26 protein-coding genes are annotated in these 23632 nt (G+C 37.8%); 12 read left to right on the top strand and 14 right to left on the bottom strand.

The features are described from left to right. Genes BUC06_RS00605 through BUC06_RS00590 form a run of 4 tightly spaced genes read left to right on the top strand, consistent with a single transcriptional unit; the run spans position 1 to position 2874 of the window. On the top strand, positions 1-600 hold the full coding sequence (locus BUC06_RS00605) for a SprT-like domain-containing protein (RefSeq protein WP_073328372.1): 600 nt from the start codon (positions 1-3) through the stop codon (positions 598-600). Next, positions 594-1676: a mannose-1-phosphate guanylyltransferase gene (locus BUC06_RS00600; RefSeq protein ID WP_228423595.1), complete on the top strand. Its 1083-nt coding sequence runs from the start codon at positions 594-596 to the stop codon at positions 1674-1676. Before BUC06_RS00605 ends, BUC06_RS00600 begins: the two co-directional genes overlap by 7 nt. A 33-nt stretch (positions 1677-1709) precedes the next feature. Next, positions 1710-2372, top strand: coding sequence for a hypothetical protein (locus BUC06_RS00595; protein WP_073328369.1), 663 nt, complete (start codon positions 1710-1712; stop codon positions 2370-2372). After that, a complete protein-coding gene (locus BUC06_RS00590; protein WP_073328367.1) occupies positions 2341-2874 on the top strand; it encodes a GNAT family N-acetyltransferase in 534 nt (177 codons plus the stop codon). The genes BUC06_RS00595 and BUC06_RS00590 overlap by 32 nt, the downstream gene beginning before the upstream one ends. A gap of 118 nt (positions 2875-2992) precedes the next feature. On the opposite strand, the gene bcp is transcribed toward BUC06_RS00590, so the two are convergent. Further along, positions 2993-3442 carry a thioredoxin-dependent thiol peroxidase gene (gene bcp, locus BUC06_RS00585; protein WP_073328364.1) on the bottom strand — a complete coding sequence of 150 codons (450 nt, stop codon included), beginning with the start codon at positions 3440-3442 and terminating at the stop codon, positions 2993-2995. Positions 3443-3475: 33 nt separating this feature from the next. Here bcp and nth point away from each other — a divergent pair, with 33 nt between their 5' ends. Further along, positions 3476-4096: an endonuclease III gene (gene nth / locus BUC06_RS00580; protein WP_073328361.1), complete on the top strand. Its 621-nt coding sequence runs from the start codon at positions 3476-3478 to the stop codon at positions 4094-4096. 79 nt (positions 4097-4175) lie between these two features. Here the strand turns inward: nth and BUC06_RS00575 are convergent, their stop codons facing one another. After that, positions 4176-4622, bottom strand: coding sequence for a DinB family protein (locus tag BUC06_RS00575; protein ID WP_073329086.1), 447 nt, complete (start codon positions 4620-4622; stop codon positions 4176-4178). A gap of 139 nt (positions 4623-4761) precedes the next feature. Next, positions 4762-6558 carry a DUF885 domain-containing protein gene (locus BUC06_RS00570; RefSeq protein WP_073328359.1) on the bottom strand — a complete coding sequence of 599 codons (1797 nt, stop codon included), beginning with the start codon at positions 6556-6558 and terminating at the stop codon, positions 4762-4764. A 168-nt stretch (positions 6559-6726) separates the two neighbouring features. Here BUC06_RS00570 and BUC06_RS00565 point away from each other — a divergent pair, with 168 nt between their 5' ends. From BUC06_RS00565 to BUC06_RS00550, 4 genes are all read left to right on the top strand, one after another. Further along, positions 6727-7188: a hypothetical protein gene (locus BUC06_RS00565; protein ID WP_073328356.1), complete on the top strand. Its 462-nt coding sequence runs from the start codon at positions 6727-6729 to the stop codon at positions 7186-7188. Between the two features lie 170 nt (positions 7189-7358). Next, on the top strand, positions 7359-8063 hold the full coding sequence (locus BUC06_RS00560) for a MotA/TolQ/ExbB proton channel family protein (RefSeq protein WP_073328353.1): 705 nt from the start codon (positions 7359-7361) through the stop codon (positions 8061-8063). A 91-nt stretch (positions 8064-8154) separates the two neighbouring features. Further along, complete coding sequence (locus BUC06_RS00555) at positions 8155-8553, top strand: ExbD/TolR family protein (protein WP_073328351.1); 399 nt, start codon at positions 8155-8157, stop codon at positions 8551-8553. A 33-nt stretch (positions 8554-8586) separates the two neighbouring features. Then, a complete protein-coding gene (locus tag BUC06_RS00550) occupies positions 8587-9474 on the top strand; it encodes an energy transducer TonB (RefSeq protein WP_073328348.1) in 888 nt (295 codons plus the stop codon). Positions 9475-9488: 14 nt separating this feature from the next. Here BUC06_RS00550 and BUC06_RS00545 read toward each other — a convergent pair whose 3' ends face one another. The 9 genes from BUC06_RS00545 to BUC06_RS00505 all read right to left on the bottom strand — a co-directional run bounded on the left by BUC06_RS00545 (position 9489) and on the right by BUC06_RS00505 (position 17234). Continuing rightward, positions 9489-9881, bottom strand: a complete 393-nt coding sequence (locus BUC06_RS00545; RefSeq protein WP_073328345.1) for a hypothetical protein — start codon at positions 9879-9881, stop codon at positions 9489-9491. A gap of 190 nt (positions 9882-10071) precedes the next feature. Beyond that, positions 10072-11475, bottom strand: coding sequence for a nucleoside recognition domain-containing protein (locus tag BUC06_RS00540; RefSeq protein ID WP_073328343.1), 1404 nt, complete (start codon positions 11473-11475; stop codon positions 10072-10074). A 236-nt stretch (positions 11476-11711) separates the two neighbouring features. Beyond that, positions 11712-12221, bottom strand: a complete 510-nt coding sequence (locus BUC06_RS00535; protein ID WP_073328340.1) for a DUF6973 domain-containing protein — start codon at positions 12219-12221, stop codon at positions 11712-11714. A 54-nt stretch (positions 12222-12275) separates the two neighbouring features. Further along, positions 12276-13130 (bottom strand): acetyl-CoA carboxylase, carboxyltransferase subunit beta, encoded by an 855-nt coding sequence (accD, locus tag BUC06_RS00530; RefSeq protein ID WP_034739627.1) that lies wholly within the window; start codon positions 13128-13130, stop codon positions 12276-12278. 99 nt (positions 13131-13229) lie between these two features. Continuing rightward, positions 13230-14300, bottom strand: a complete 1071-nt coding sequence (fbaA, locus tag BUC06_RS00525) for a class II fructose-bisphosphate aldolase (protein WP_073328338.1) — start codon at positions 14298-14300, stop codon at positions 13230-13232. Between the two features lie 71 nt (positions 14301-14371). Beyond that, the gene (locus BUC06_RS00520) at positions 14372-15238 is read right to left on the bottom strand and encodes an NAD kinase (protein WP_073328334.1); all 867 of its coding nucleotides are present in this window, start codon (positions 15236-15238) and stop codon (positions 14372-14374) included. Position 15239: 1 nt separating this feature from the next. Continuing rightward, positions 15240-15890, bottom strand: coding sequence for a CBS domain-containing protein (locus tag BUC06_RS00515; RefSeq protein WP_073328331.1), 651 nt, complete (start codon positions 15888-15890; stop codon positions 15240-15242). A 187-nt stretch (positions 15891-16077) separates the two neighbouring features. Beyond that, complete coding sequence (locus BUC06_RS00510) at positions 16078-16608, bottom strand: RNA methyltransferase (RefSeq protein WP_073328328.1); 531 nt, start codon at positions 16606-16608, stop codon at positions 16078-16080. A 5-nt stretch (positions 16609-16613) separates the two neighbouring features. Then, a complete protein-coding gene (locus BUC06_RS00505; RefSeq protein WP_073328326.1) occupies positions 16614-17234 on the bottom strand; it encodes a toxin-antitoxin system YwqK family antitoxin in 621 nt (206 codons plus the stop codon). Positions 17235-17289: 55 nt separating this feature from the next. On the opposite strand from BUC06_RS00505, the gene BUC06_RS00500 reads away from it, so the two are divergent. Continuing rightward, positions 17290-17889: a hypothetical protein gene (locus BUC06_RS00500; RefSeq protein ID WP_073328323.1), complete on the top strand. Its 600-nt coding sequence runs from the start codon at positions 17290-17292 to the stop codon at positions 17887-17889. Positions 17890-17900: 11 nt separating this feature from the next. On the opposite strand, the gene BUC06_RS00495 is transcribed toward BUC06_RS00500, so the two are convergent. Continuing rightward, positions 17901-18782: a bestrophin family protein gene (locus BUC06_RS00495; RefSeq protein ID WP_073328321.1), complete on the bottom strand. Its 882-nt coding sequence runs from the start codon at positions 18780-18782 to the stop codon at positions 17901-17903. 526 nt (positions 18783-19308) lie between these two features. Between BUC06_RS00495 and BUC06_RS00490 the strand changes: the two genes are divergently transcribed. Continuing rightward, on the top strand, positions 19309-20190 hold the full coding sequence (locus tag BUC06_RS00490) for a cupin-like domain-containing protein (RefSeq protein WP_073328318.1): 882 nt from the start codon (positions 19309-19311) through the stop codon (positions 20188-20190). Positions 20191-20335: 145 nt separating this feature from the next. Here the strand turns inward: BUC06_RS00490 and BUC06_RS00485 are convergent, their stop codons facing one another. Further along, positions 20336-20866, bottom strand: coding sequence for a GNAT family N-acetyltransferase (locus BUC06_RS00485; protein WP_073328316.1), 531 nt, complete (start codon positions 20864-20866; stop codon positions 20336-20338). A gap of 143 nt (positions 20867-21009) precedes the next feature. Here BUC06_RS00485 and mutS point away from each other — a divergent pair, with 143 nt between their 5' ends. Beyond that, on the top strand, positions 21010-23598 hold the full coding sequence (gene mutS, locus BUC06_RS00480) for a DNA mismatch repair protein MutS (RefSeq protein WP_073328313.1): 2589 nt from the start codon (positions 21010-21012) through the stop codon (positions 23596-23598). Positions 23599-23632: the final 34 nt, after the last annotated feature.

Here is a 23632-nt window from a genome sequence, read left to right as displayed (position 1 = left end):
ATGCCTATCCAATCATTAGAAAAATATTTACCTCAAAATACGCTAAAATACCTAAAGGTTTGGTTTGCAGATCATTTTATTCATATTAAAGTGACGCGCAGCAGGAACTCTAAATTGGGAGATTACAGAAAACTTCCCGATAAATCCCATGAAATAACGGTGAATTCAACATTGACTCCACCGCTTTTTTTCTTCGTTCTCACGCATGAACTGGCTCATTTGATCGCCTTTGAAAAATATGGACGTAGAATATCACCACACGGAATCGAGTGGAAGGAAACATTCAGAAACATGCTTCTTGAAAGTCTTGAAGTGTATGACGACGATCTAAAACCGATTATCGTCAGGTTTTCAAAATCTCCAAAGGCCAATTTTATGGCAAGTCCGGATCTTGTAAGATATTTTCATACTGAGAAACAAGATGATAGGTTGCTCTTTATTGAAGAACTTCAAAAGGGAGAATTTTTTATGTATCGGAACGAAAAGTATTTATTAGAAGGTCTGATTAAAAAAAACTATCTTTGTAAGAACCTGGCTACGGGAAGGAAGTATTCTTTCAAGCCTCTGGCAAGGGTTGAAAAATGTAGGCAAGAATGTTAAAATCAGATAGATACTGTGTCATCATGGCGGGAGGAATCGGCAGCCGGTTCTGGCCAATGAGTACACAGAAATTTCCAAAACAGTTTCAGGATATTTTAGGAACCGGGCGTACCATGATTCAGCAGACTTATGACAGAATCAGTCGGATCATTCCTAAGGAACAGATATTCGTGATCACGAATAAAGAATACGTCGCGCTTTCGCACCAGCAGCTTCCGGAAATTCCTGAAGAAAATATTGTGGGAGAACCTCTGATGAAAAATACAGCGGCCTGTAACCTGTACATGGCCAACAAGATTGCTGAAATTAATCCCAATGCTACGATGATTGTGCTTCCGGCCGATCATTTGATTTTAAAGGAAGATATTTTCCTGGAAAAAGTAGAGTTAGCTTTTGATCTTGCTGCAAAACATGAGTATCTGGTTACCCTTGGAATCACGCCTACAAGGCCTGATACAGGATACGGATATATTCAGTTTGTAGAAAAAAAAGGCTCAGATTATTTTAAAGTAAAAACGTTTACGGAAAAACCTATTCTTGAGATTGCACAAAGCTTTTTAGAAAGCGGAGATTTCCTTTGGAACGCCGGAATATTTATCTGGAATGTGAAGAGTATTCATCACGCATTTGAACTGTATCTCCCTGAAATGATGCAGCATTTTATGGCTTGCGAGTATAATTCTGAAAAGGAAGACAGCTGCATTGAAACCATTTATCCTAAAGTTCAAAAGATTTCTATTGACAACGGAATTCTGGAAAAAGCCAAAAATGTATACGTAATTCCTTCAGACCTGGGGTGGAGTGACCTTGGGACGTGGACTTCCGTCTATGAAAATACTGAAAAAGATAAAGACGGAAATGCGGTAAGACTCAAGCATTTCCTTAACTATAATTCGAAGAGAAATATTATCCGCATGAAGAATAATAATAAAGCCGTGATTATTGACGGGCTTGAAGATTTTATTATTGTAGATACGGATAAAGCATTGCTGATTTGCCCTAGAGACAATGATCAGCTGATCAAAGACTATGTTCTTGACCTGAAAAGTTTCAAAAAAGGAGATAAATTCATGTAAAATAATGGTTATCTTTCTGCTGATTTTTAAAGTATGATAAAAACCGCTATCCGATCAACGATTCTTCTATTTATTCTTCTGGGATTCTTTGGGTATTCTCAGGATAAGAAAAATTTTTCCAATATTCCGACTATTTTACAGCAAATCATTCCCAACGACAGGATAGATTCCTGGGTACTGGTTTATAACAGTTATGGAAAAAACCAGGAGATCAGAACGTCCGGCGGGAAAAAAGATTATACTCCGCAATTTTCAGGATTCAATCTGTTCCCAAGCGAAGACAGCTTTTATTATATCGCTTATTTTACGGGAGGAAAGATGAATTATATTACAGATCTTGAAGGTCTGAAGAAATTCGTTGGAAAAATTGACAATGCCGAAGAAGCAGCTATTGTTCTGACAACGGAAGGCTATATGGTTGATGAGGAATTTAAAGATGTTGCAGGAAACTATTATGAGGATCCTGCCAATTATTACCTAGATCTGGGAAAGCTTACCTCAAAGGAATGTCCTTACCAGAAAACCCATTTTACGCTTACGGTCAATAAGTCTTCAGGAGCTGTCTCCAAGATAAAAGATAACGGAACTTACATTGAATTGTACAATAAAAAGTGCGCCAATAACCCCAGACTCTTAAAAATCCAGAAAAAAGAAGAACCAAAAGATGAGCCTAAAAAATCTACCCAACGAAAATAACGTTTATGAAACGGAAAGGCTGATGATCCAAAAGATATCAGTGGATGATAAAGAATTTGTATTTGAACTTTACAACAGACCAAAGTTCATCAAATACATCGGTGACCGTGGGATCAATACCATTTCTGATGCAGAAAACTATATCAAAAACAGATTTCTTCCGCAATTTGATAGATTAGGTTTCGGGAACTATCTGATTCTGACAAAAGATAAAGGCGAAAAAATTGGGGCAGTCGGGATCTTTGAAAGAGAAGGTCTTGATGTGGTGGATATAGGATTTTCACTTCTGGAGGAATTTGAAGGGAAAGGCTATGCATTTGAAGCGGCTCAAAAGGTAAAATCTATCGGGATGGATATCTTCGGCTTACATAAAATTTCTGCCATTACGACCAAAGATAATTTTTCTTCCCAGAATCTTATTGTAAAACTGGGACTTTCATTCAAAAATTATGTTACAATTCCTGATGATGAGGAAGAACTGATGTATTACGAAACGGAATAGATTTCATTCATCTTTCAGTGGTGTTGATCACGATGAATGTGATTTGAAAAAAATAAGCCCTGATCATCTTAACAGGTTGAATGAAGATGATCAAGGGTTGAACTTATATAAGGTTATATTATCCCTCCAAAATCTGCTCGGCCGCCGTTTTTGAAGTCACCTTTTCTATTACTCTTGAACAGATTCCGTTTTCATCAAAAATAAACGTTGTTCTTACAATTCCCATATACGTTTTTCCAAATGTCTTTTTTTCCTGCCAAACACCAAATTTTTCAATGACATCGTGCTTTTCATCAGCAATAAGATCATAAGGAAAAGCAAATTTGCTATGAAAATTTTTCTGCTTCTTTATGCCATCTCCACTTATTCCAAGCAATTGAAAGCCTTCTTTTGTAAGCTTTGAGTAATTGTCGCTCAGGTTACAGGCTTCCACGGTACAGGTAGGTGTACTGGCTTGAGGATAAAAGAAAATGATTAATTTCTTTCCCATCAGATTTGATGAGGATATGATTTCCCCGTCCTGATTTGTTCCTTCAAATTCAGGTAATTTATCTCCAACTTTCAACATAATGAATTAATTTTGTTCAAATTTAACGGTTAAATGACAAAAAAGCAAAGAGCTGAACTCGTTCAGAAAGAATTGGAAAAATTATACCCTACCGTACCTATTCCCTTAGATCATACGGATCCATATACCTTAATGGTTGCAGTAGCCCTTTCTGCACAGACGACCGACAAAAAAGTAAATCAGGTGACTCCTTATCTTTTTGAGGTGGCAGGAACCCCGCAAAGGATGGCCAGACTGGAAGAGTTTGAAATCAAAGAACTGATCAAAGAGATAGGTTTGTCTAACACAAAAGCCAAAAACCTTAAACGAATGGCTGAACTTTTACTGGAAAGACATAATGGTATTGTTCCCCAAACTTATGAAGAACTTGAAGCTCTTCCCGGAGTAGGCCATAAAACCGCTTCTGTTGTCATGAGCCAGGCCTTCGGATTTCCTGCTTTTCCGGTCGATACACACATTCACAGACTGATGACACAGTGGAAGCTTACCACAGGGAAAAACGTTGTAAAAACGGAAAAAGACGCAAAGGCAATATTTCCCGAAGAAGTTTGGAACAAGCTTCATTTGCAGATCATCTTCTACGGAAGAGAATACTCGCCGGCCAGAGGAAAAGGAGAGAAGGATTTTATTACGAAAATGCTGTTTGAAAAATAATTTTACTGTGCACTAATTCCACTTCAGTGAAGGGATGGATTTTTGCGCAGTAGAAAGACGGGGTAGTTAATAAAGATCATCAAATATCCAATAGTCTTCGATGATAATTAATCTGCCCCAAATGATAATCCAGATGCGTGATCAGGTGAATTAAAAAGTAGCCCGTGGTCATTTTATCTTCGAAAACGATAAGAGGATATTCTTTTTCAAGGTCTTCCGGTGTCAGCTGGCTAAGAACATCATCTACCATGGATGTTGTTGCTGCAACCTTTTCAATAAGTTCTGATCTTGGAATATCTTTTAATGAAAATTCGAGTTCCCTGTTTCTGATATAGCTGGTATTTCCAAGTTCCGTGCCTACAAAATTGTTGAGGTTTCCCACCAAATGGAGGCAAAGGTTGCCTGCTGAGTTGGAAATATTTTCATCCGTTTTCCAAAGAGAACTTTCATTCTGATAAGACTCTATTTCGATTTTCAATTTATTTAAATCTCTTCTGTAGAGAGATCTTAAGCTTGCTATGATCATATTAATTGATTTTAATGAGAACTTTTTTCTGTTGATCTTTGTGATTTTTACGTCATCCCACTCAAAAAATAAATAAAAAGATGGGACATTAAAATTAATCATCCCATCTGTACCATTGTTACCTTATATAAAATGTTTTCTATTTTTGTTTATTAGCCCAAAGCTCCATCTTTCTGTTTAAAACATCAAGCGGCAGACATCCCTGGCTTAGGATTTCGTCATGGAAGCTTGCCAGATTAAACTTCTTTCCAAGCTCTTTCTGATATTGTTCTCTAAGCTCACGGATTCTCAGAGATCCGATTTTGTAGCCTAAAGCCTGTCCCGGCATCGCCATATATCTTTCCACTTCAGCAGTAGCGCTGGCTTCATCATACGAAATGTTGCTCAGGAAATATTTGATCGCTTCCTCTCTGGTCATCGTTCCCGTGTGAATTCCGGTATCTACCACCAATCTTACGGCTCTCAGCATCTGATCGCTCAAATAGCCCATCTTCTGATAAGGATCTGTATAAAGCCCGAATTCAGGACCTAGCGTCTCACAATAGTGCGCCCAACCTTCTCCATAAGCTCCAAACCATCCAAATCTCATGAATTTAGGAAGCTTCGTATTCTCCTGCTGAAGAGAAACCTGATAATGATGTCCCGGAATAGCTTCGTGAAGGAAAAGAGATTCCATTCCTGAAGTTACATTGAATTTGGCCGGATCCGGAAGTGGCATGTAAAATATTCCCGGTCTTTTTCCATCGGGAGTTCCCTGAATATATTCTGCACTGGCACTTGCTTCCCTGAATTTTTCGGTCTGTCTGATCTCAAATTTGGTCTTTGGAGTTACGCTGAACATTGTTTTCAGCTTAGGTGTAATCTTAGCCAGAATACTGTTGAATCCATTCAGAACTTCCTTTGAAGTTTTGTAAGGCATCGCTTTAGGATCTGTTTTTACAAAATTGATAAACTCTTCCAGAGATCCTGAAAAACCTACCTGCTGCTTTACTTTTTCCATTTCTGCCCGAAGCATAGCCACCTGCTGTTGTCCGATCTTATTGATTTCTTCAGGTGACTTCTTGGTTGTTGTCCAGCTTTTGGTATAATATCTGTAAATTTCATTTCCATTCGGAAGGCTATTGTAGCCATCTGTATCTCTGGCTTTTGGCAGGTATTCTTTCTCCAGAAATACCCCCATTTTGGTGTAGGCAGGAATAATCTTTTTGCTGATGGCATCCGCGTAAAGCGCCGAATATTTATCTTTTTGAGCTTTTGTAAAGCTTTTAGGGAAATTTTTTATCGGTCCGTAGAAAATATTTTTGTCCATATCGGAGGTTGTGATCTCTTCTGATCTCATCTGAGGGATCATTTTTACCACCAGTTTCTTAGGAAGAACTACCTTATTATTAATTCCTTCACGGAAATTTTCTGTGGCAGCATTCATCCATTCAGGGAATTTTTCCATTCTTTTCAACCAGTCGCTGTAGTCTTTTTCTGTTTTAAAAGGCTGGCTTCCTTCTCCGCTTCCATACAGAGGGAAATTCAGAGGAAGTCCTCCAAACTGGGTAAAAGGGATGTATTCCGGATGATAAGCATAAGCTTCAATTTTATCTTTTAAAGTATAGTCCAGCACATCATACACTACTTTATCGTCGTCTGAAAGGTCTTTGTAATCAACACTTTCCAGCTGTTTTTGTACAGAGTTGTAAAAGGCCACCTCTCCCGAAATAAAATCTTTGTCTATATTGATGGGAAGCTGGTCATTATATCGCGTATCCCCCTGCGAAGTAGCTTCCAGTGGATATAATTTAAGATACTGCTCGTAATAGCTGGATGCTATAGAATCCATATTCGTAGGGGTTACCTTCGTCAGTGGAGAATCAGATTTTTTACAGGCTGCGAGGCTGATGATCAGTCCCAGTCCTAAAATACCTTTTGATAAAATGTTTTTCATTTTCAGAATCTTTATGCAGCAAAAGTAAGTATTATTGGCTTATACGGAATAATCAATCATAATGATTTAAAAAAATAATTTTCAAAATATTTTCAACTTTGAATCAATTTTTTATCTTTGTCCATAACATTTAACAATCATATTATTACAGCTCTTTTTTAAGAAATAATGAAAGGGATTTTAAAAATTTACCATCCGGAGGAGACCCTAAAATACAATATTAGAAACACTTATTGTAAGGCGGTCTACAGCAATCAACAGCACTTTTTAGAAGTTGAAATTTTAACGGATGACAGTTTGGATCATGTAGATGATGATTCATTACAGTACAACTTTCCGCAGCTTTCACTTGAAATTTTTGATTTCCCTATTGATTCGAAGGATATCGAAGGAAAATTAATCAGGATTGATGATTCTGAGGAAGAAACCTACACCGAAGTTGATTTATTCGATGACGAGGATGCTTTTATCTATGATAATGAGCTCCTGTTTGAGACGAACGAGGAAGGCGAGCTTCAGGTCATATGGAAAGGGACTATTGACGATTTCTATACAGGATCAGATACACCGATTCCATTCCGTTTAAAATGCGAATTTAAGCAGGATGCTATCAATATAGACGAGGACTAGTCGTTTTCTCATCCTTTTTATATCGAATATCTTTTCAAAATTTCTTTTGGAAAGATATTTGCTGTCTTATAATCATAACAAACTTTAAGTTGTTTTTAAGCAATTTTTAAGAGAGCAATTCATAATATTCCACTACATTTGTCGTTAAAATTTTATAAAAATTCACATTAATGCTGTTAACGGAACTTACTCAGATTTTATTTGCACAGATTACTGCTCCTGCAGTGGCAACAGACGATTTAGAATTTTCATTTTGGAAAATCATGTTTCATGGAGGGGCTTTTGCTAAAATAGTGATGTTTGTCGTTTTGGCTTTAGGTGTGTTTTCACTGTACCTGTTTTTTGAACGTTTTTTCTTTATTAAAAGACTGACTTCAAAAACAGATGCCAATTTTATGGAGAATATTGAAGATTTTATCAGAGAAGGAAAGATAGAATCTGCCGCAGATTATGCTAAAAAGCAAAACTCTCCGGAAGGAAGAATTCTGGAAAAAGGGATTTCAAGACTGGGACGTCCTGTTTCTGATATTGTAAGTGCCATGGAATCTCAGGCTCAGGTAGAAGTGGCCAATATGGAGAAAAATCTTAACCTTTTGGCGGTGGTACCAAGTATCGCTCCGATGTTGGGACTTCTGGGTACGGTTATCGGGATGATTATCGCCTTCTTTAACCTATCTCATGCAACAGGCTCATTCTCTCCGAAAACATTATCTGAAGGTATTTATACGGCGTTGGGGCAGACGGCGGTAGGTTTGGCAGTAGCAATTCCTGCTAACTTTTTCTACAATATCCTATTAACCAGAATTGACAGGTTTGTATTAAAAGCACAGAATATGTCTGGAGAATTCTTAGACCTTATCAACAAACCTTTATAGATCTTTCTTATGAAATTGCTTACCAGAATATTTTCAAATACTAAGGGATTAAGCAATTCCATCTGACCAATAAAAAAGTAAAAGTAAACAGATGAAAATTCAGAGAAGAAATAAAGCGAATCCCGAATTCAGTTTGGCAGCGATGACCGATGTTATCTTGCTGATGCTGATCTTCTTTATGATCACTTCATCAGCCGCCAATCAAAGTGCGATTGATGTAAAGTTACCAAAAGCGGGAGCGGTAGAAGATAATATTCCCAATCCTTTGACAGTGAGCATCAAACCGGACGGATCTTATTTTGTAGATGATACGCCTGTGACAAGAGAACAACTGGAACCATTGATTGTGAGTAAATTAACCAATCAAACCAACAGGTCTTTTACCATTCGTGCAGATGAAAATACCATGCATAAAGATGTGGTCTTTGTCATGGAAATTGCGGAAAAGAATAAATTTAATATTGCGATCGCAACAGTTAAAGATAAATAATGACTCCGAAACAGTCGGAAACAAGCATTTAAAATGAAAAGTTACACGGTAAACAAAAACGAGCAAAACAGAGACAGGATAAAAAGTGCGATACTTTCTATCCTTATTTGGTCTGGAATTTTGCTTTTTGTTTTTCTTTATAAATTAAAACCGGAGCTAGACAAACAGCCTGATGAAGTCGTGACGACCATGCTTGTCAATTTTGGGGATAACAGAAACGGGAAGGGTATAGAAGAACCTGCAGATCAACCGGGAAGTTTAGCTGCCGCTACTGAAGAAATAACTCCCGAACCCGCTGAAACACCGGTTCCTGAAACTAAAACAGTGGTAAAACCTGAACCGGCACCGGAACCAAAGAAAACAGAGGTTAAAGAAAAGGTGATTACCGGAAACAATTCTAAAGTAAGCGTTCCCAAAAAGGAAGAATCTAAAAAAACAGATAATAAAACCGCTACAAGCTCAAGTGCTTCCAAGAATACTAAAAAATCAGGTGCGGCAACAGCTAACTCTAAAACAGGCAACGGTGACGGAAAAGGAACTGCAGCCATCGGAAATCTGATCAGAGGAAGAGGAACAAAAGCCGGAAGCCAGGGAACAGGTGAAGGAATCGGAAACGCCGGAGATCCATTAGGTGGTGACGGAAACGGAGACAGCAAAGTAGGAATCGATAGAAAGCTGATAGGATATATCCCCGGAACCATGGGAAGAGGTGGTGCACAGCCAAGTAATAGCTGTACGGCAAGCGGAACCATCACTATTGCCTATACGGTGGATAAAGCTGGAAATGTAGTTTCTGCAAGACGGTCAGGAGGAGCATCAGATCCATGTATTTCCTCTACCGGAGTATCCTGGGTTAAAAAGTATGTAAAAGCGGAGAAAGCAAGTACATCCTCCACCGGAACTTATAAAATCACATTCTAACATACAAAAGCACTTTATTCAAGTGCTTTTTTCATTTCGTTGATTCTGTTAATCACAGGAAGCGCAAATATACCGCTGGTCTGGAGATAAAGTTCATAGAACGTTTTGGACTTGTCTAAGAAGTCTTTATTGCCATCCTGCTTGCCTTTAAAATAGAAAAGATTGCCCAGCATTTCGTAATAATCTTTGTGGTCTCTTTCCTGTCTTTCATTGACAATGGCGATAATCTCTTCTTTTGATTTTGAAGAAATTTCGGTGAAATCTATTTTGAAAATATCTTTCATCAAGGAATCGAAGTCTAATTCTTTCTGCATCAAACTTTCCTCAGGCTTATCTAAGATCAGTTTTTCCAATGCCTGACTTAGCTGACGTATTAATCTTAATGTGAATTCTTTATCTGTGATCATAATTGATTTGAAGTTTATAGTCTAAAATTAATGCAGAAGATTGATTCCTGAATTTTGATGATGTTTTATTATTAAATATTTTTTAACTGATGGACTCTGATCTGCTGATTTTTAAGGTTCAATCATCTACAAGAGAGTACGTTTTTATGATATCTTCACTTAAATTATATTGATACGAAGCCCCCTTTTTTTAAGCAAAAAACAAATACGCCAGCGCAATCGCCGTAACAACCCCAACTAAATCGGCCAGAAGCATAGCAATTACCGTGTATCTCGTATTCTTTACAGCGACTGCTCCAAAGTAAACTGCAATAACATAAAACGTTGTATCTGAGCTTCCCTGAAGTACCGCTGCAAGCTTGCCCTGGAAACTATCCGCACCAAAAGTTGACATGGTATCAACCATCATTCCACGGGCTCCCGAACCGGAGAGAGGCTTTATCAATGCTGTTGGAAGGCCATCCACAAAACGGGGATCGAAATTCACAACAGAAGCCACCCATTTCATTCCGTCGATAATCACATCAAAAACTCCTGACGTTCTAAGCAGTGAAATGGCAATTAACATTCCTACCAAATAAGGAATAATTTTAACACAGGTTGTAAATCCTTCTTTCGCACCTTCAATAAAAGCATCAAAAACATTGATTTTTTTATAAACAGCTCCAAGAACTATAGCCAGGAAAATAAAAAGAATTAATCCGTTACTTAAAACCTTACTGAAAGTATCAAGTTCATCTTTACTTAATTGAACCAAATAAACTACGAGTAGAGCAATTACAGCTGAAATTCCTCCTACATAAGCAATCACTACCGGGCGGAGAAGATTGATCTTCTGGTAAAGAGATACAATGATCATAGCTGCCATTGTCGCTGCAAAAGTAGCAATCATGCAGGGAAGAAAAATATCAGTCGGAGTTTTAGATCCCATTGAGGCTCTGATGGCAATAATAGATACCGGAATAAGCGTCATTCCACCTGCATGGAGACATAGAAACATGATCTGTGAATTGCTGGCGGTATCTTTATTGGGATTTAACGTTTGAAGGCTTTCCATGGCTTTTAATCCAAACGGGGTAGCAGCATTGTCCAGTCCAAGAAGATTGGCGCTGAAATTCATCAGCATATGCCCGAAAGCCGGATGGTTTTTAGGGATATCAGGAAATAACTTCGAGAAAAAAGGCTGGATAAAACGGCTTAAAAGATTAATTCCGCCAGCTTTTTCAGCAATACTCATGAATCCCATAAAAAGGGTCATGATCCCGATCAGGCCGATACAGATCTTCACTGCGGTTTCCGAAGTCCCGATCACCCCGTCTGATTCCTGAACTCTGTAGACTTTTACATTCTGTTTTAAAGAATCTGTTTTATAATGGATCCTGCGGTCTGCAAAATCATTTTTTTTCATGAGACTGTCCCTCACCATCGGAGTAAGCAAATTCATCGGTTGTGAAGCGATCTGAACCGTGTCACCGCCTTTTCCTACCACCATATCGTTAAATATGGTTTTGTAGTGGCCAGACGAAACGTATTTAATGCTGGCAATGCCAATGGCAATGATAATAAAAGCCGACCAAATTCTGCTGAGGACCATTTTATTGAATTAAGATTGTTAAACTTATCAAAAAAACTTTAAACCACAAAGAGGCATAAGTTTTTAAACACTTAAGATTCTATAAAGTTACTGTCATACTACTGATAAGAGCATTTAAGTATTTGAAAATCTAAAATTTTCATATAATAGGGACGTCTTATCAAGAATTATATTAAACCCGTTAAAATTTCTAAAGTGTTATTTTGAATAAGACGTTTGTGGTTGAATACAGGAAATTATTCTTCAAGATAAACCAGATATCCCTCAAAGTCATCATCCAGGTTTTTTAAAACCTTGGCATCATCCATTTTTTTAGCAAGGCTGTCAATAAAAAAGCTTTTCTCAAAAAACTGGCGGTGGATTCCAGGAAGAAGCTCCATGAAATAGTCCATGCCGATTTTGTTGTTGTGAAGATCCATTTTGGTTTCCAAAGGCTGATTGGGAAAAAGTTCCTCATGCATATCCGTTATTCTTTTGCAGAAATCCAGTGCTTTTTCCGGAGAAGATACCTTGCAGCAGTACATCATAATAAAACAGCACCAGAGCGCGTGTCTGAAAGCGTTACCAATGCCATTATTAGAGGCTGTTTTGGGGAATTTTTTCTGAGCAATGGCAAAAGCCTGTACCGTTGCATGAAAACTTAATAATGCAAAAAGTGGATGGGGAAGGAGCAACGATAACAAACGCATGATCTTTTTCAGGCTCATGCTTCGGATGGTATTAAAAAATATCTTGAAAGTCCTCATAAATAAAAATCTCTCCCTAATTAGAGAGAGATTGTATAGTGTTTGTTACAGATCTTAAGCGTTTACAGCTAATAAATTCACTGTTTTAGCTACCGTATCTTTAATTTCAGTTCTTTTTACGATGAAATCTACAAATCCTTTTTCCTGTAGGAATTCAGAGGTCTGGAACCCTTCCGGAAGATCTCTTCCGATGGTTTCACGGATCACTCTGGGACCTGCAAAACCGATCAACGCTCCCGGTTCAGCCATGATAATATCGGCTGTCATAGCAAAAGAAGCGGTGATTCCTCCAAAAGTAGGGTCGCAAAGGTAAGCGATGTACAGAAGGCCTGCTTCAGAAAGCTGAGCCAGTTTAGCCTGTACTTTAGCAAGCTGCATCAGAGAGTAAGTGGCTTCCTGCATTCTCGCCCCTCCGGACTGACAGATGATCATATACGGAAGTTTGTTGGCGATACAGTAGTCTACCGCTCTTCTGATTTTTTCACCCATTACAGAACCCAAAGATCCACCGATAAAAGCAAAATCCATACAAGAAACTACCATTTCAGTTCCTTTTACGGTTCCTACAGCATTTCTGATGGAGTCTGTAAGCTTTGTCTTTGCTCTTACTTCTTTTAAACGGTCTTTATAAGGCTTTGTATCTTTGAAGTTTAAGATATCAATACTTTCCACATTGGCATCCAGTTCAGTGAACTTACCTTCGTCAAAAAGGATTTCAAAAAATTCTGCACTTCCTATTCTCACGTGAAATCCGTCTTCAGGAGAAACGTAGCTGTTTCTTCTCAATTCATCATGCTCCACTATTTTTCCTGATGGAGTCTGATGCCAAAGGCCTTTGGGAACATCCTTTTTTTCATCAGTAGAGGTGGTAATGTTTTTTGCTTTTCTTTTAAACCAGTCGAATGCCATTTTTTGTCTGTATTAATGTATAATGTAAAAGGTAAAATGTATAAAGACAAAAGCATTAAATCTACTCTGTACTTTATACATTTTACTTTTTACAAAAAATTATTTTAAAGTATTTACGTTATTTAAGTCTTCAAACGCTTTAACCAGTCTTGCAGAGAAAGTTTCTTCACCTTTTCTTACCCAAGCTCTTGGATCGTAGAATTTCTTATTAGGTTTTTCTTCTCCCTCAGGGTTTCCGATTTGCGCTCTTAAATAATCGATATTGTTCACCATATAATCTCTGATTCCTTCTGTGTAAGCAAACTGAAGGTCAGTATCAATATTCATTTTGATCACTCCGTAGTCGATCGCTTCTCTGATCTCCTCTAAAGTAGAACCAGAACCTCCGTGGAATACGAAATTGATTGGCTTTTCAGTTGTTCCGAATTTCTCCTGAACAAATTTCTGAGAATTGTCAAGGATTTTTGGGGTAAGAACCACATTTCCTGGCTTATAAACTCCGTGTACATTACCGAAAGCCGCAGCAATGGTAAAGTTGTCAGAAATAGCTTTTAATTTTTCGTAAGTATAGGCGATATCTTCCGGCTGAGTATATAATTTAGAGTTGTCTACATCAGAATTGTCTACTCCATCTTCTTCACCTCCTGTAACACCGATCTCCACCTCAAGAGTCATCTGCATTTTAGCCATTCTTTCGAAATACTGAGCTGAAATTTCCAGATTTTCTTCCAAAGACTCTTCAGAAAGATCCAGCATGTGAGAAGAATAAAGAGATTTTCCCGTTTGCTTATAATGCTCTTCGCTGGCATCTAATAATCCGTCGATCCAAGGTAATAACTTCTTGGCACAGTGGTCTGTATGTAAAATAACAGTTGCTCCGTAAGCTTCTGCAAGAGTATGAATATGTTTTGCTCCGGCGATAGATCCTAAAATAGCCGCTTTCTGCCCGTCATTGCTTAAACCTTTTCCTGCGTTGAAAGCTGCTCCACCGTTTGAAAACTGGATAATGACAGGAGAGTTTAATTTTGCTGCAGTTTCCATAACAGCATTGACATTGCTTGAACCAATTACATTGACTGCAGGCAGTGCAAATTTGTTTTCTTTAGCATACTGAAAAATATCGGTAACTAATTGACCTGTGGCAACTCCTGCCGGAAAAATTCTACTCATGTTTTACTTTTTATTTTAAATTATTAGGCGTTTTTAAAATTCCTGTAAAGGTAATCATTTTTGAGGAATTACTAATTTCTTTTATCCCTTCCCCAAAGCAGCTTCTGACGGATCGTTTCGTAGAAACTCAAATGGTTGGGCTGTACCAGAAGGATCTGGAAATTTGCCTTTTTGATGATAATTTCTTTGTCGGTTTCTATATGCACCAATCTGGAGTCCAGTGAAAGAGAATACTGAGGGACTCTGCTTTCTACCTTAAACTTGATTTCCACCCGGTCATTCACGACTAAAGGTCTCACATTCAGATTGTGAGGAGCGATAGGCGTAATGACAAAATTTTCGTTGTTTGGAGAAATGATAGGTCCACCACAGCTTAGTGAATATGCTGTAGATCCTGTAGGGGTGGAAACAATAACCCCGTCACCCCAGAAAACATTTAAAAATTCATCATTGATATATGAATCTACCGTGATCATGGAGGTTGTTTCTTTTCTGGATACCGTAACATCATTTAGTGCATACGGGAAAAAATCGCCGGATTTTGGAGAAACCACTTCAATCACTGCCCGGCGGCTTGTTTTCACATCACCTTTTAAAATTGAGTCAAGTTCTTTGAATGCTTCTTCTTTCGTAAAGCTGGCCAGAAACCCTAATCTTCCTGTATTTACTCCTACAATAGGGATTTCCAGGTCTTCAATAAAGGTCAGGGAATTCACAATGGTTCCGTCTCCTCCAAAAGTAAAGAACAGGTCTACCTCTTTATCTAGAAGGTCCTGCTTGCTGTTGAATGTTTCAAATATTTTGGAGAACTGAAGTGCTTCAGCCATTTCATCATACAGAACAGATTTTACGCCTCTGGTTTCAAGTTCTGAAATAAACTTGCTTAAATATAAAAAAGTATCGAGGTCTTTTTTCTGAGAATATATGGCTGCCTTCATGTTATATTTCTATGAATTTTTGGAAAAATCCGAACCGGTCATTAAACAGATCTGATTTTTCATCAGAATAGTATTTTTGAACAATTCTGTAATCATACCGGTCAAAAGTAGCATCTATAGAGGATAGATTTTCATTGCTGATCTTGATGGTTATCTGGATCATTTCATCAGACATGGACGTAATAAATCCACCGTAAAATTTCGAATTATTGCTTTCCACGATATTGGCGATCTCTGTCATCGAATATCTTCTCGCCGGTATTTCTACCGTAAGGATAGCTCCGGTCTCTGAAAACAGTGGATAACGCGAAAAATTCTGAAAAATATCCTCGCAGGTAATATACCCGAGATATTTTTCATTTTTGTTGATCACGGGGACTACATTTGAACTGAAAGTATAAAACAGACGGATACTGTCCATAATATTATTGTCTTCCAGAATAGCAAAACGTTCGATCTGATGTTCAAGATCCTTCAAGATCCCATCGCCTTCATAAAGAAAATCTTCTGCGATAGCACCGTAGAAGTGATGGGATTTTTTAATGAAAATATGGGAATATCCAAAATCTTCCAATGTATTTCTTGCCGATTCTATTGAGTCGGTAAGGCTAAAACACGGAAAGTCTTTTGAGATATAATCCTTGATAAACATTGTGCTAATTTATAAAAAATTAAATGAAACATTTTCCCAAAACATCACTTTTTTTCGTGAAAATTAAAAAAAATGATGTTAAAATTTGTTTGTAAAGAAAAAAAAAGTACCTTTGTCGCCTTTCATTTTTACTTTTTATTAGATTTATTTCAAACTGCACTGTCTTTTAAGGACATATGCAGTTTTTTTATTTTAGGGCTTTTGCAAATTCCCACATCACGATTCCACCGCATACACTTACATTCAGAGAGTGCTTTGTTCCCAACTGCGGAATTTCTAAAAATGTGTCAATATGGGGAAGAGCCTCATCACTTATTCCTTCCACTTCATTGCCTAAAATTAAAGCATATTTTTTTGAGCGGTCGATGCTGAAATCAGTGATCATCATGCTGTTTGTCGTCTGCTCGATTCCTATAATCTCGTATCCACGGTTTTTATAATCGCTGATGGCCGTATTGATATCACTTTCGTGGCTCCAGTCCACACTTTCTGTAGCTCCAAGCGCCGCCTTATGGATTTCACGGTGCGGGGGTTGAGGAGTAATACCGCAAAGAATGATCTTTTCAATCAGAAAAGCGTCAGCTGTCCTGAAAGATGCCCCTACATTATGCATGCTTCTGAGATTATCTAAAATGATGACCAATGGAATTTTCTCAACTTTCTTGAATGTTTCTACATCGATTCTGTTAAGTTCTTCCAGTTTTAATTTCTGTACCAATTGTTTTATTTTGTTGAGATTAATTTTCCGTCTTTATATATTTCTATCTTTTCCACGCTTCCGTCTTCACGATAATGAACCCTGGTTCCGTTCCATTTATCGTTAGCGAATTCCGTTTCACGCTGTACCTTTCCAGATGGATAAAGTGCTTTCCATTTTCCTACAGCCAGCCCGTTTTCATATTGCCCGATCTGCTTTACCGACTTCCCGTTTTCATAAAAGACTTTGCTTTCACCATGTAATTTAGCGAATTTATAATTAGAAATTTCCGACACGATGCCGGAAGGAGTATAAAAAGTTGCGGTAAAGCTGTTGTCATAAATATTTTTATCACCATTTCTGAACACTTCTCTAGACGTAAGAACACCGTTTTTGTTATAATAAACCCATTCTTTTACTTTAAAATCTTTTCTATATTCGCCCTTAGCCTGAAGTTTTCCATTCTCATGATAATAAGTAGCGTCTCCATCCACCTTTCCTTTTCTCCATTCCAGAACCTGTTTTACCTGTCCGTTATCATAGAAGGCCTTACATGATCCCTCCTGAAGTCCGTCTTTAAACCCACACGGTTTTTGTGCTATTGCCCACGACGATGCAGCGATGAATAGCAGAAAAATGTATTTCATAGATATTTTTATTTCAAAAATAGCAAAATACTTATATTTGAAATAAAAATAGAATATGAAAAAAATATCCACTTTACTGCTGTTGGTACTCACTTTTATATTGACACAAGCCCAAAACACCTATTACCCTCAAGTTTTTTTCGATAAAAAGATGGCCCGTGAGATGCTGAGTTTCGGAAATTCTACCATTGAAGGAGTGGCATCCACCAAACAGAAAGGGAAATTCGGGATCAAGCCTTTACTTGGTGAAAAACATTATGCTCCTAAAGGGACTGTTGTTATGCTTTTTCCTGTAACTCCTTATTTCGATGAGTTTTACAGCATGAGAAGAAAATATGAGAATAAAAAAACTACGGTATATATGTCTGAAGATGCTTTTAAATACAGACTTGAAGCTCTGACGGATGATTACGGAAGATTTAAATTTGAAAAATTAAAACCCGGGAAATATTATATCGAAACCATTATAAACTTTACAGCAACAGGAAGTTATCAGCAGCAAACCGGAAGATCCGATGCCTACAATGCCTATGGTGGATATCTTTATTCCTCACCGATCTACCAGACTTTTTTCTACGGATATTCTGCCGCAAACCGTGAGAGTAAATTTGTTGAAATAAAACAAGAGGGAGAACTCAAAGAAATCAGCCTTTAAGGTTGATTTTTTTATTTTTTTAGTCCCATAATCTGATGAACATTTTTCTCGATATTCTGCGCCAGTACTTCCATTGGAATATCATTTTCATCATTATTAAATGGATCTTCAATTTCTTCTGCGATCATTTCCAGACTCATCAATACATAATAAACAAAAACTGTTAAGGGAATCATGAAGAGTCCGATGTTGATGACATAGGCAATCGGCAAAGCAAAAACGTAAAGAATAATAAATTTCTTGATAAACGAAGAGTAAGAATAGGGAATCGGGGTATTTTTAATTCTCTCGCAACCCCCACAAACATCGAGAAATCCTGAAAGTTGAGCGTCCAGGTACAACATTTCGATATCTGAAATCTTTCCTTCTTTTTTCAGCTGCGTGAGTTTATGGGTCAAAAGAATAACAATTTCACTTGGCCCATGATGTTTAAGAGACTTTTCAATTTCAGAATAATCTTCATCCAGAGCCAGTCTTGTAGATTCCTTAGACAAATGTTTGGCCAGGAAATGGGGGAAATATTTTAAATATCTTGAGATCTGTTCTGCATTCTGGCGGTCGTCCCCTAAAATAGCATTGATTTTTACCGCAAAATTCCGGGTGTCATTCACCAGTTTACCCCAGAGTTTTCTGCCTTCCCACCAACGGTCGTACGCCGTATTGGTTCTGAAAACCAATAATAAAGAAAGTACAAAACCCAATAAAGAATGAATCATTCCTACATTGCTTACTCCTGATTTTGACGTGAGGTGAAGATATTCTACTTCCAAATATTGAATACCCCAGGAATATAACCCCACAAGAATCATGCTTGGAAAAAGGATTTTCAAAGTATCACTTTTATGTAAGCTGAAAAGGATTTTCAGGAAATGTTTGGTATTGTAGGCTCTCATAAATTCGCTTAGTCTTACAAATATAATTTTTTCATTTGAGCTCTGCTTTATCGGGAAGCTTAAAATAAGTTTAAAAAGGCAAAGGGTGAATTGGCTTATGCAAGATGAAAGAGACTAAACCATCAAGTTTCTTAAAAATCGATTGCTTCTTTTGTGATTTGTTTTCTTTTTGCCATAAATTTCTGGATTGCGAATCATTTTTTGAAACATTAAGAGCATTGAAGGTGGTAAGAAAAGTTAAGAGAAAATCTAAAGATTTTTTAAGTTGTAGTCTTTAAAGCGAAGCTCTCTTAATGATCTTAAAAATTTAATTCTCCTTAATGGTTCAATTAGAAAAATCTGTGATTTTTCAAGCTTAAGTGCACTTTTATCCTCAATACATTTTACTTAAAATAACTAAAGTGTTTAAAAACTTTTGTCACTTTTGTGATTTAAATCAGGCTTCCAAAGTGCCCGATACCATTTTTTAATTTTCACAGATTTGAAAAAAATACTATTTTTATTTTGCATTAAATAACAAAATAAGATGATCCTCGACAACGTAGATGTAGTTCAAGATATCAGTAAAGATGATTTTCAGAAGAATTATTTCAAAAAGCACAAGCCGCTGTTGATCAAAAATTTTGCGGCCAGATGGGATGCCTTTGATCAATGGAATCTTGCCTACATCCGTGAAAAAGCAGGAGACCAGAATGTACCTCTGTACGACAATAAACCGGCTGATGCTTCCAAAAGTTCAGACGCTCCGGTGACAAACATGAAGATGAAGGATTACATTGACAGGATCAAAAGCGGACCTTCGGATCTGCGTATCTTTTTTTATATCATCACGGACAGACTTCCTGAATTGCTGAAAAACTTCACCTATCCTGATCTGGGAATCAGATTCTTTAAGCGGCTTCCTACACTTTTTTTCGGTGGAAGTGATGCCCACGTACTGATGCATTACGATGTTGATCTCGGAGATTTTCTTCACATTCATTTCGAGGGAAAAAAGAGAATTCTTTTATTTGATCAGAAACAGTCTGCATTCTTATATAAGGTACCGCTTTCTGTTCATACTGTTTACGATATAGATTATGAAAACCCTGATTATGAAAAGTTTCCGGCCTTGCAATATGCAAAAGGGTACGAGATTTTTATGGAGCATGGGGATGCACTCTTCATTCCGGGTGCATTCTGGCATTTCAACCGCTATCTGGAACCTGGCTTTTCAATGTCACTCAGAGCACTTCCCAATAAACCCGGTGTATTTGCCAATATGATGTACCATGTTTTTATCATGAGGTATACAGATAAGCTTCTTCGTAAAATATTTAAGGCTAAGTGGGTGAATTACAAACAGAAGTGGGCGTATGAGAAAGGAACGGAAGCTTTTGAAAAGAAGAGTAAATCTGGAAGGAGATAAAAAGATGGAAGCACGAAGAACGAGGCTGCAAATTGCTGTTGGGATCCATGTCAAGGTTTTAAACCTTGACATGGATAGTTCAATTGAATCACAAAGTTTTCCGTTTCCAATACCGAACTTCCATCTTCCGACCCCATCTTCTATCCTACTCATTAATAAGTCCGAAAATTTTAGCATCTACAAATTTTCCCTTTTCAAAAAAGTAATCACGGAGTATTCCTTCCTCTTTAAAATTTAATGATTGGAGAAGTTTCTCAGACGATAGATTGGAGGGATTTGTAAATGCGTCCACCCGGTGAAGTCTCATGCTTTCGAATCCGAATGTCAGAATAGGGAGAATAGCTTCTTTCATGTAAGATTTTCTCCAGAATTTAGGATTAAGCTCATAGCCAATCTCGGCCCGAAAATGGTCAGGATACCAATTGTGATAACCGCATGTTCCTATCACCTTCTTTTCAGATTTCAGTTCCAGAGCCCAGCGGAAGCCTTTTCCTTTCTCAAATTCAGTATTAAAATAATTAATGATATTTCGGGCATCATCCAGGTTCTTAAAGGTTTCCAGATCATAATATTCCATGACTTCATCCAGAGAAAAGTATTCGAAGAGATCTTCTGCGTCATTGGGGGCCAGTTGTCTTAAAAGAAGTCTTTCAGTTTCTAAAACCGGATAGATCATATCAATTATTTTACTTAAAAATACGATAAATATTTTGTTCTGAAATACATAAGTACGATTTTTGATCCCAAAAGCGAGATTAATTGTATCACAAATCCCAACCCTGAATTTATTTTATTTAAATTTGGGGCTCATTTTTTATTATGGCAAAAACGAAGAAGGAAACTCCGCTAATGACGCAGTACAATACCATTAAGGCAAAATACCCTGATGCACTGCTGCTGTTCAGAGTTGGAGACTTTTATGAAACTTTTGGGCAGGATGCCGTAAGAACATCCCAGATCCTTGGGATTGTTCTTACTAAAAGAGCCAATGGAGACGGGCATATAGAGCTTGCAGGATTTCCACACCACTCGGTAGATTCTTATTTGCCGAAACTGGTAAGAGCCGGAATGAGAGTGGCCATCTGCGACCAGCTGGAAGATCCTAAAATGGTCAAAGGGATTGTAAAAAGAGGGGTTACAGAGCTTGTGACACCTGGAGTAACATTCAATGATCAGGTTTTAAATTCGAAAAAGAATAATTTCCTGCTTTCGCTTCATAAAGAAAAGGAAAAGTATGGAATTGCCATGGTAGATGTTTCCACAGGGGAATTTTTAGTAAGCGAAGGGAATTTAGAAAAGATCCTGCACATCATTAATACTTTTGATCCCAGCGAAATTGTTTATCAGAGAAGTGTTCAATTGCCGGAACAACTTAAAAATAAAAGTGCCTTTAAGCTGGAAGACTGGGCCTTTCAGTATAATTTTGCTTATGAAAAACTGACTTCCCATTTTAAAACGAATTCTTTAAAAGGGTTTGGTACAGAAAATCTTCCGTTGGCTATTACAGCAGCAGGAGCCATTTTCGCTTATCTGGTAGAAGATACCCATCACAATCTCCTTGCTCACATTACAAAGCTTCAGATCATTCCGCAGGAAGACTATCTGATGATGGATAATTTTACCCTGAGAAATCTTGAAATTGTATATCCAAGCAACCCACAGGGAAAGTCGCTACTGGATATTATAGATAAAACATCTACTCCGATGGGAGGGAGGTTGTTGAGACGAAGGATTATTCTTCCGCTAAAATCTGTGGATGAAATTATGAGAAGGCTCTCTCTGATCGATTTCCTGAATGAAAATGATCATCTGAAATATGAGATTTGCCAGCTCCTGAAATCTATTTCAGATCTTGACCGATTGATGGGAAAACTGGCTGCCGAAAAAATATCACCGAAGGAACTGGGCTATCTGCGTCAGAGTCTGATCAATATCCATCAGATAAAGGCCCTGCTTCATCCGCATGCCGATGTCCTGGCCTGGCTGGAACCTTTGTTTGATATGGAGGAACTGATCAAATTTTTACAGAACCAGCTGAACGAAGAACTTCCTGTGAATATTTCAAAAGGAAATGTCATCAAAGGAAATGTATCTGAAGAATTGGACAGGTTGAGAAACCTTCAGAATAAAGGCCGTGGTTTCCTGGATGAAATGTGCCAGAGAGAAATAGAAAGAACAGGAATTTCAAGCCTTAAAATCGATTTTAATAATGTTTTCGGGTATTATATAGAAGTTAGGAATGCCCATAAAGATAAAGTTCCTGCAGAATGGTTAAGAAAACAGACTCTTGTCAATGCAGAGCGCTATATCACCGAAGAACTCAAAGAATATGAAAGCCAGATCCTTGGTGCCGAAGAAAAAATAGGGGTTCTGGAAAATGAACTGTACAGAAATGTATGTGCCGAAACCATGGTCTATATGGATCAGATTCAGGGAAATTCTCATATCATTGCACAGCTTGATGTAGCGGCAGGGCTATCGGAACTGGCTGTTTCTGAAAGCTATACCAAACCTGTTCTTAATCAGGGATATGCTATCGATTTAAAAGAAGCCAGACACCCGATTATTGAAAATGCACTTCCTTTAGGCGAAAAATACATTCCAAACGACATCTTTTTAGATAAAGATTCACAGCAGATCATTATGGTTACGGGACCCAACATGGCCGGTAAATCGGCCATTCTGCGCCAGACAGCGATTGTGTGTCTTTTGGCTCAAATCGGAAGTTTTGTTCCTGCAAAGTATGCTGAGATCGGGGTTTTAGATAAAATTTTCACAAGGGTAGGGGCTACCGATAATATTTCGGCGGGTGAATCTACTTTCATGGTAGAAATGAACGAAGCGGCCAATATTCTGAATAATATTTCGGAACGCAGTCTGATTCTTTTAGATGAAATCGGTCGTGGAACATCTACTTACGATGGGGTTTCCATTGCATGGGCCATCGCAGAATACCTTCACCAGCATCCTACGCAGGCGAAAACGCTGTTTGCCACGCATTACCACGAGCTGAATGAAATGACCGTGAATTTTGAAAGGGTGAAAAATTTCCACGTTTCCATCCAGGAAAACAAAGGGAACATCATCTTCTTAAGAAAGCTGGTTCCGGGAGGGAGCGAACACAGTTTCGGTATTCATGTCGCTAAACTGGCAGGAATGCCGGCTAAGGTGGTGAACAGAGCCAATGAGATCCTGAAAACCCTGGAAGCAAGCCGTTCGCAGACCACCAGCACTTCTGAAAGTATTAAGAGAGTAACGGAAGAAAATATGCAACTTTCTTTCTTCCAGCTGGATGATCCGGTTTTGGAAAATATCCGTGAGGAGCTCACGAAAATAGATATCAATACTTTAACACCTATTGAAGCTTTAATGAAGCTGAATTCAATAAAAAAAATGATTGGAGGGTAATCCAATCATTTTTTCTTTTTCGTGTTGTTAATAA

The sequence above is a fragment of the Chryseobacterium carnipullorum genome, from assembly GCF_900142785.1.
Classification (GTDB): Bacteria; Bacteroidota; Bacteroidia; order Flavobacteriales; family Weeksellaceae; genus Chryseobacterium; species Chryseobacterium carnipullorum.
The sequence above is the reverse complement of the archived record's forward strand: the minus strand, read 5'-3'. Positions and strand labels throughout refer to the sequence as shown.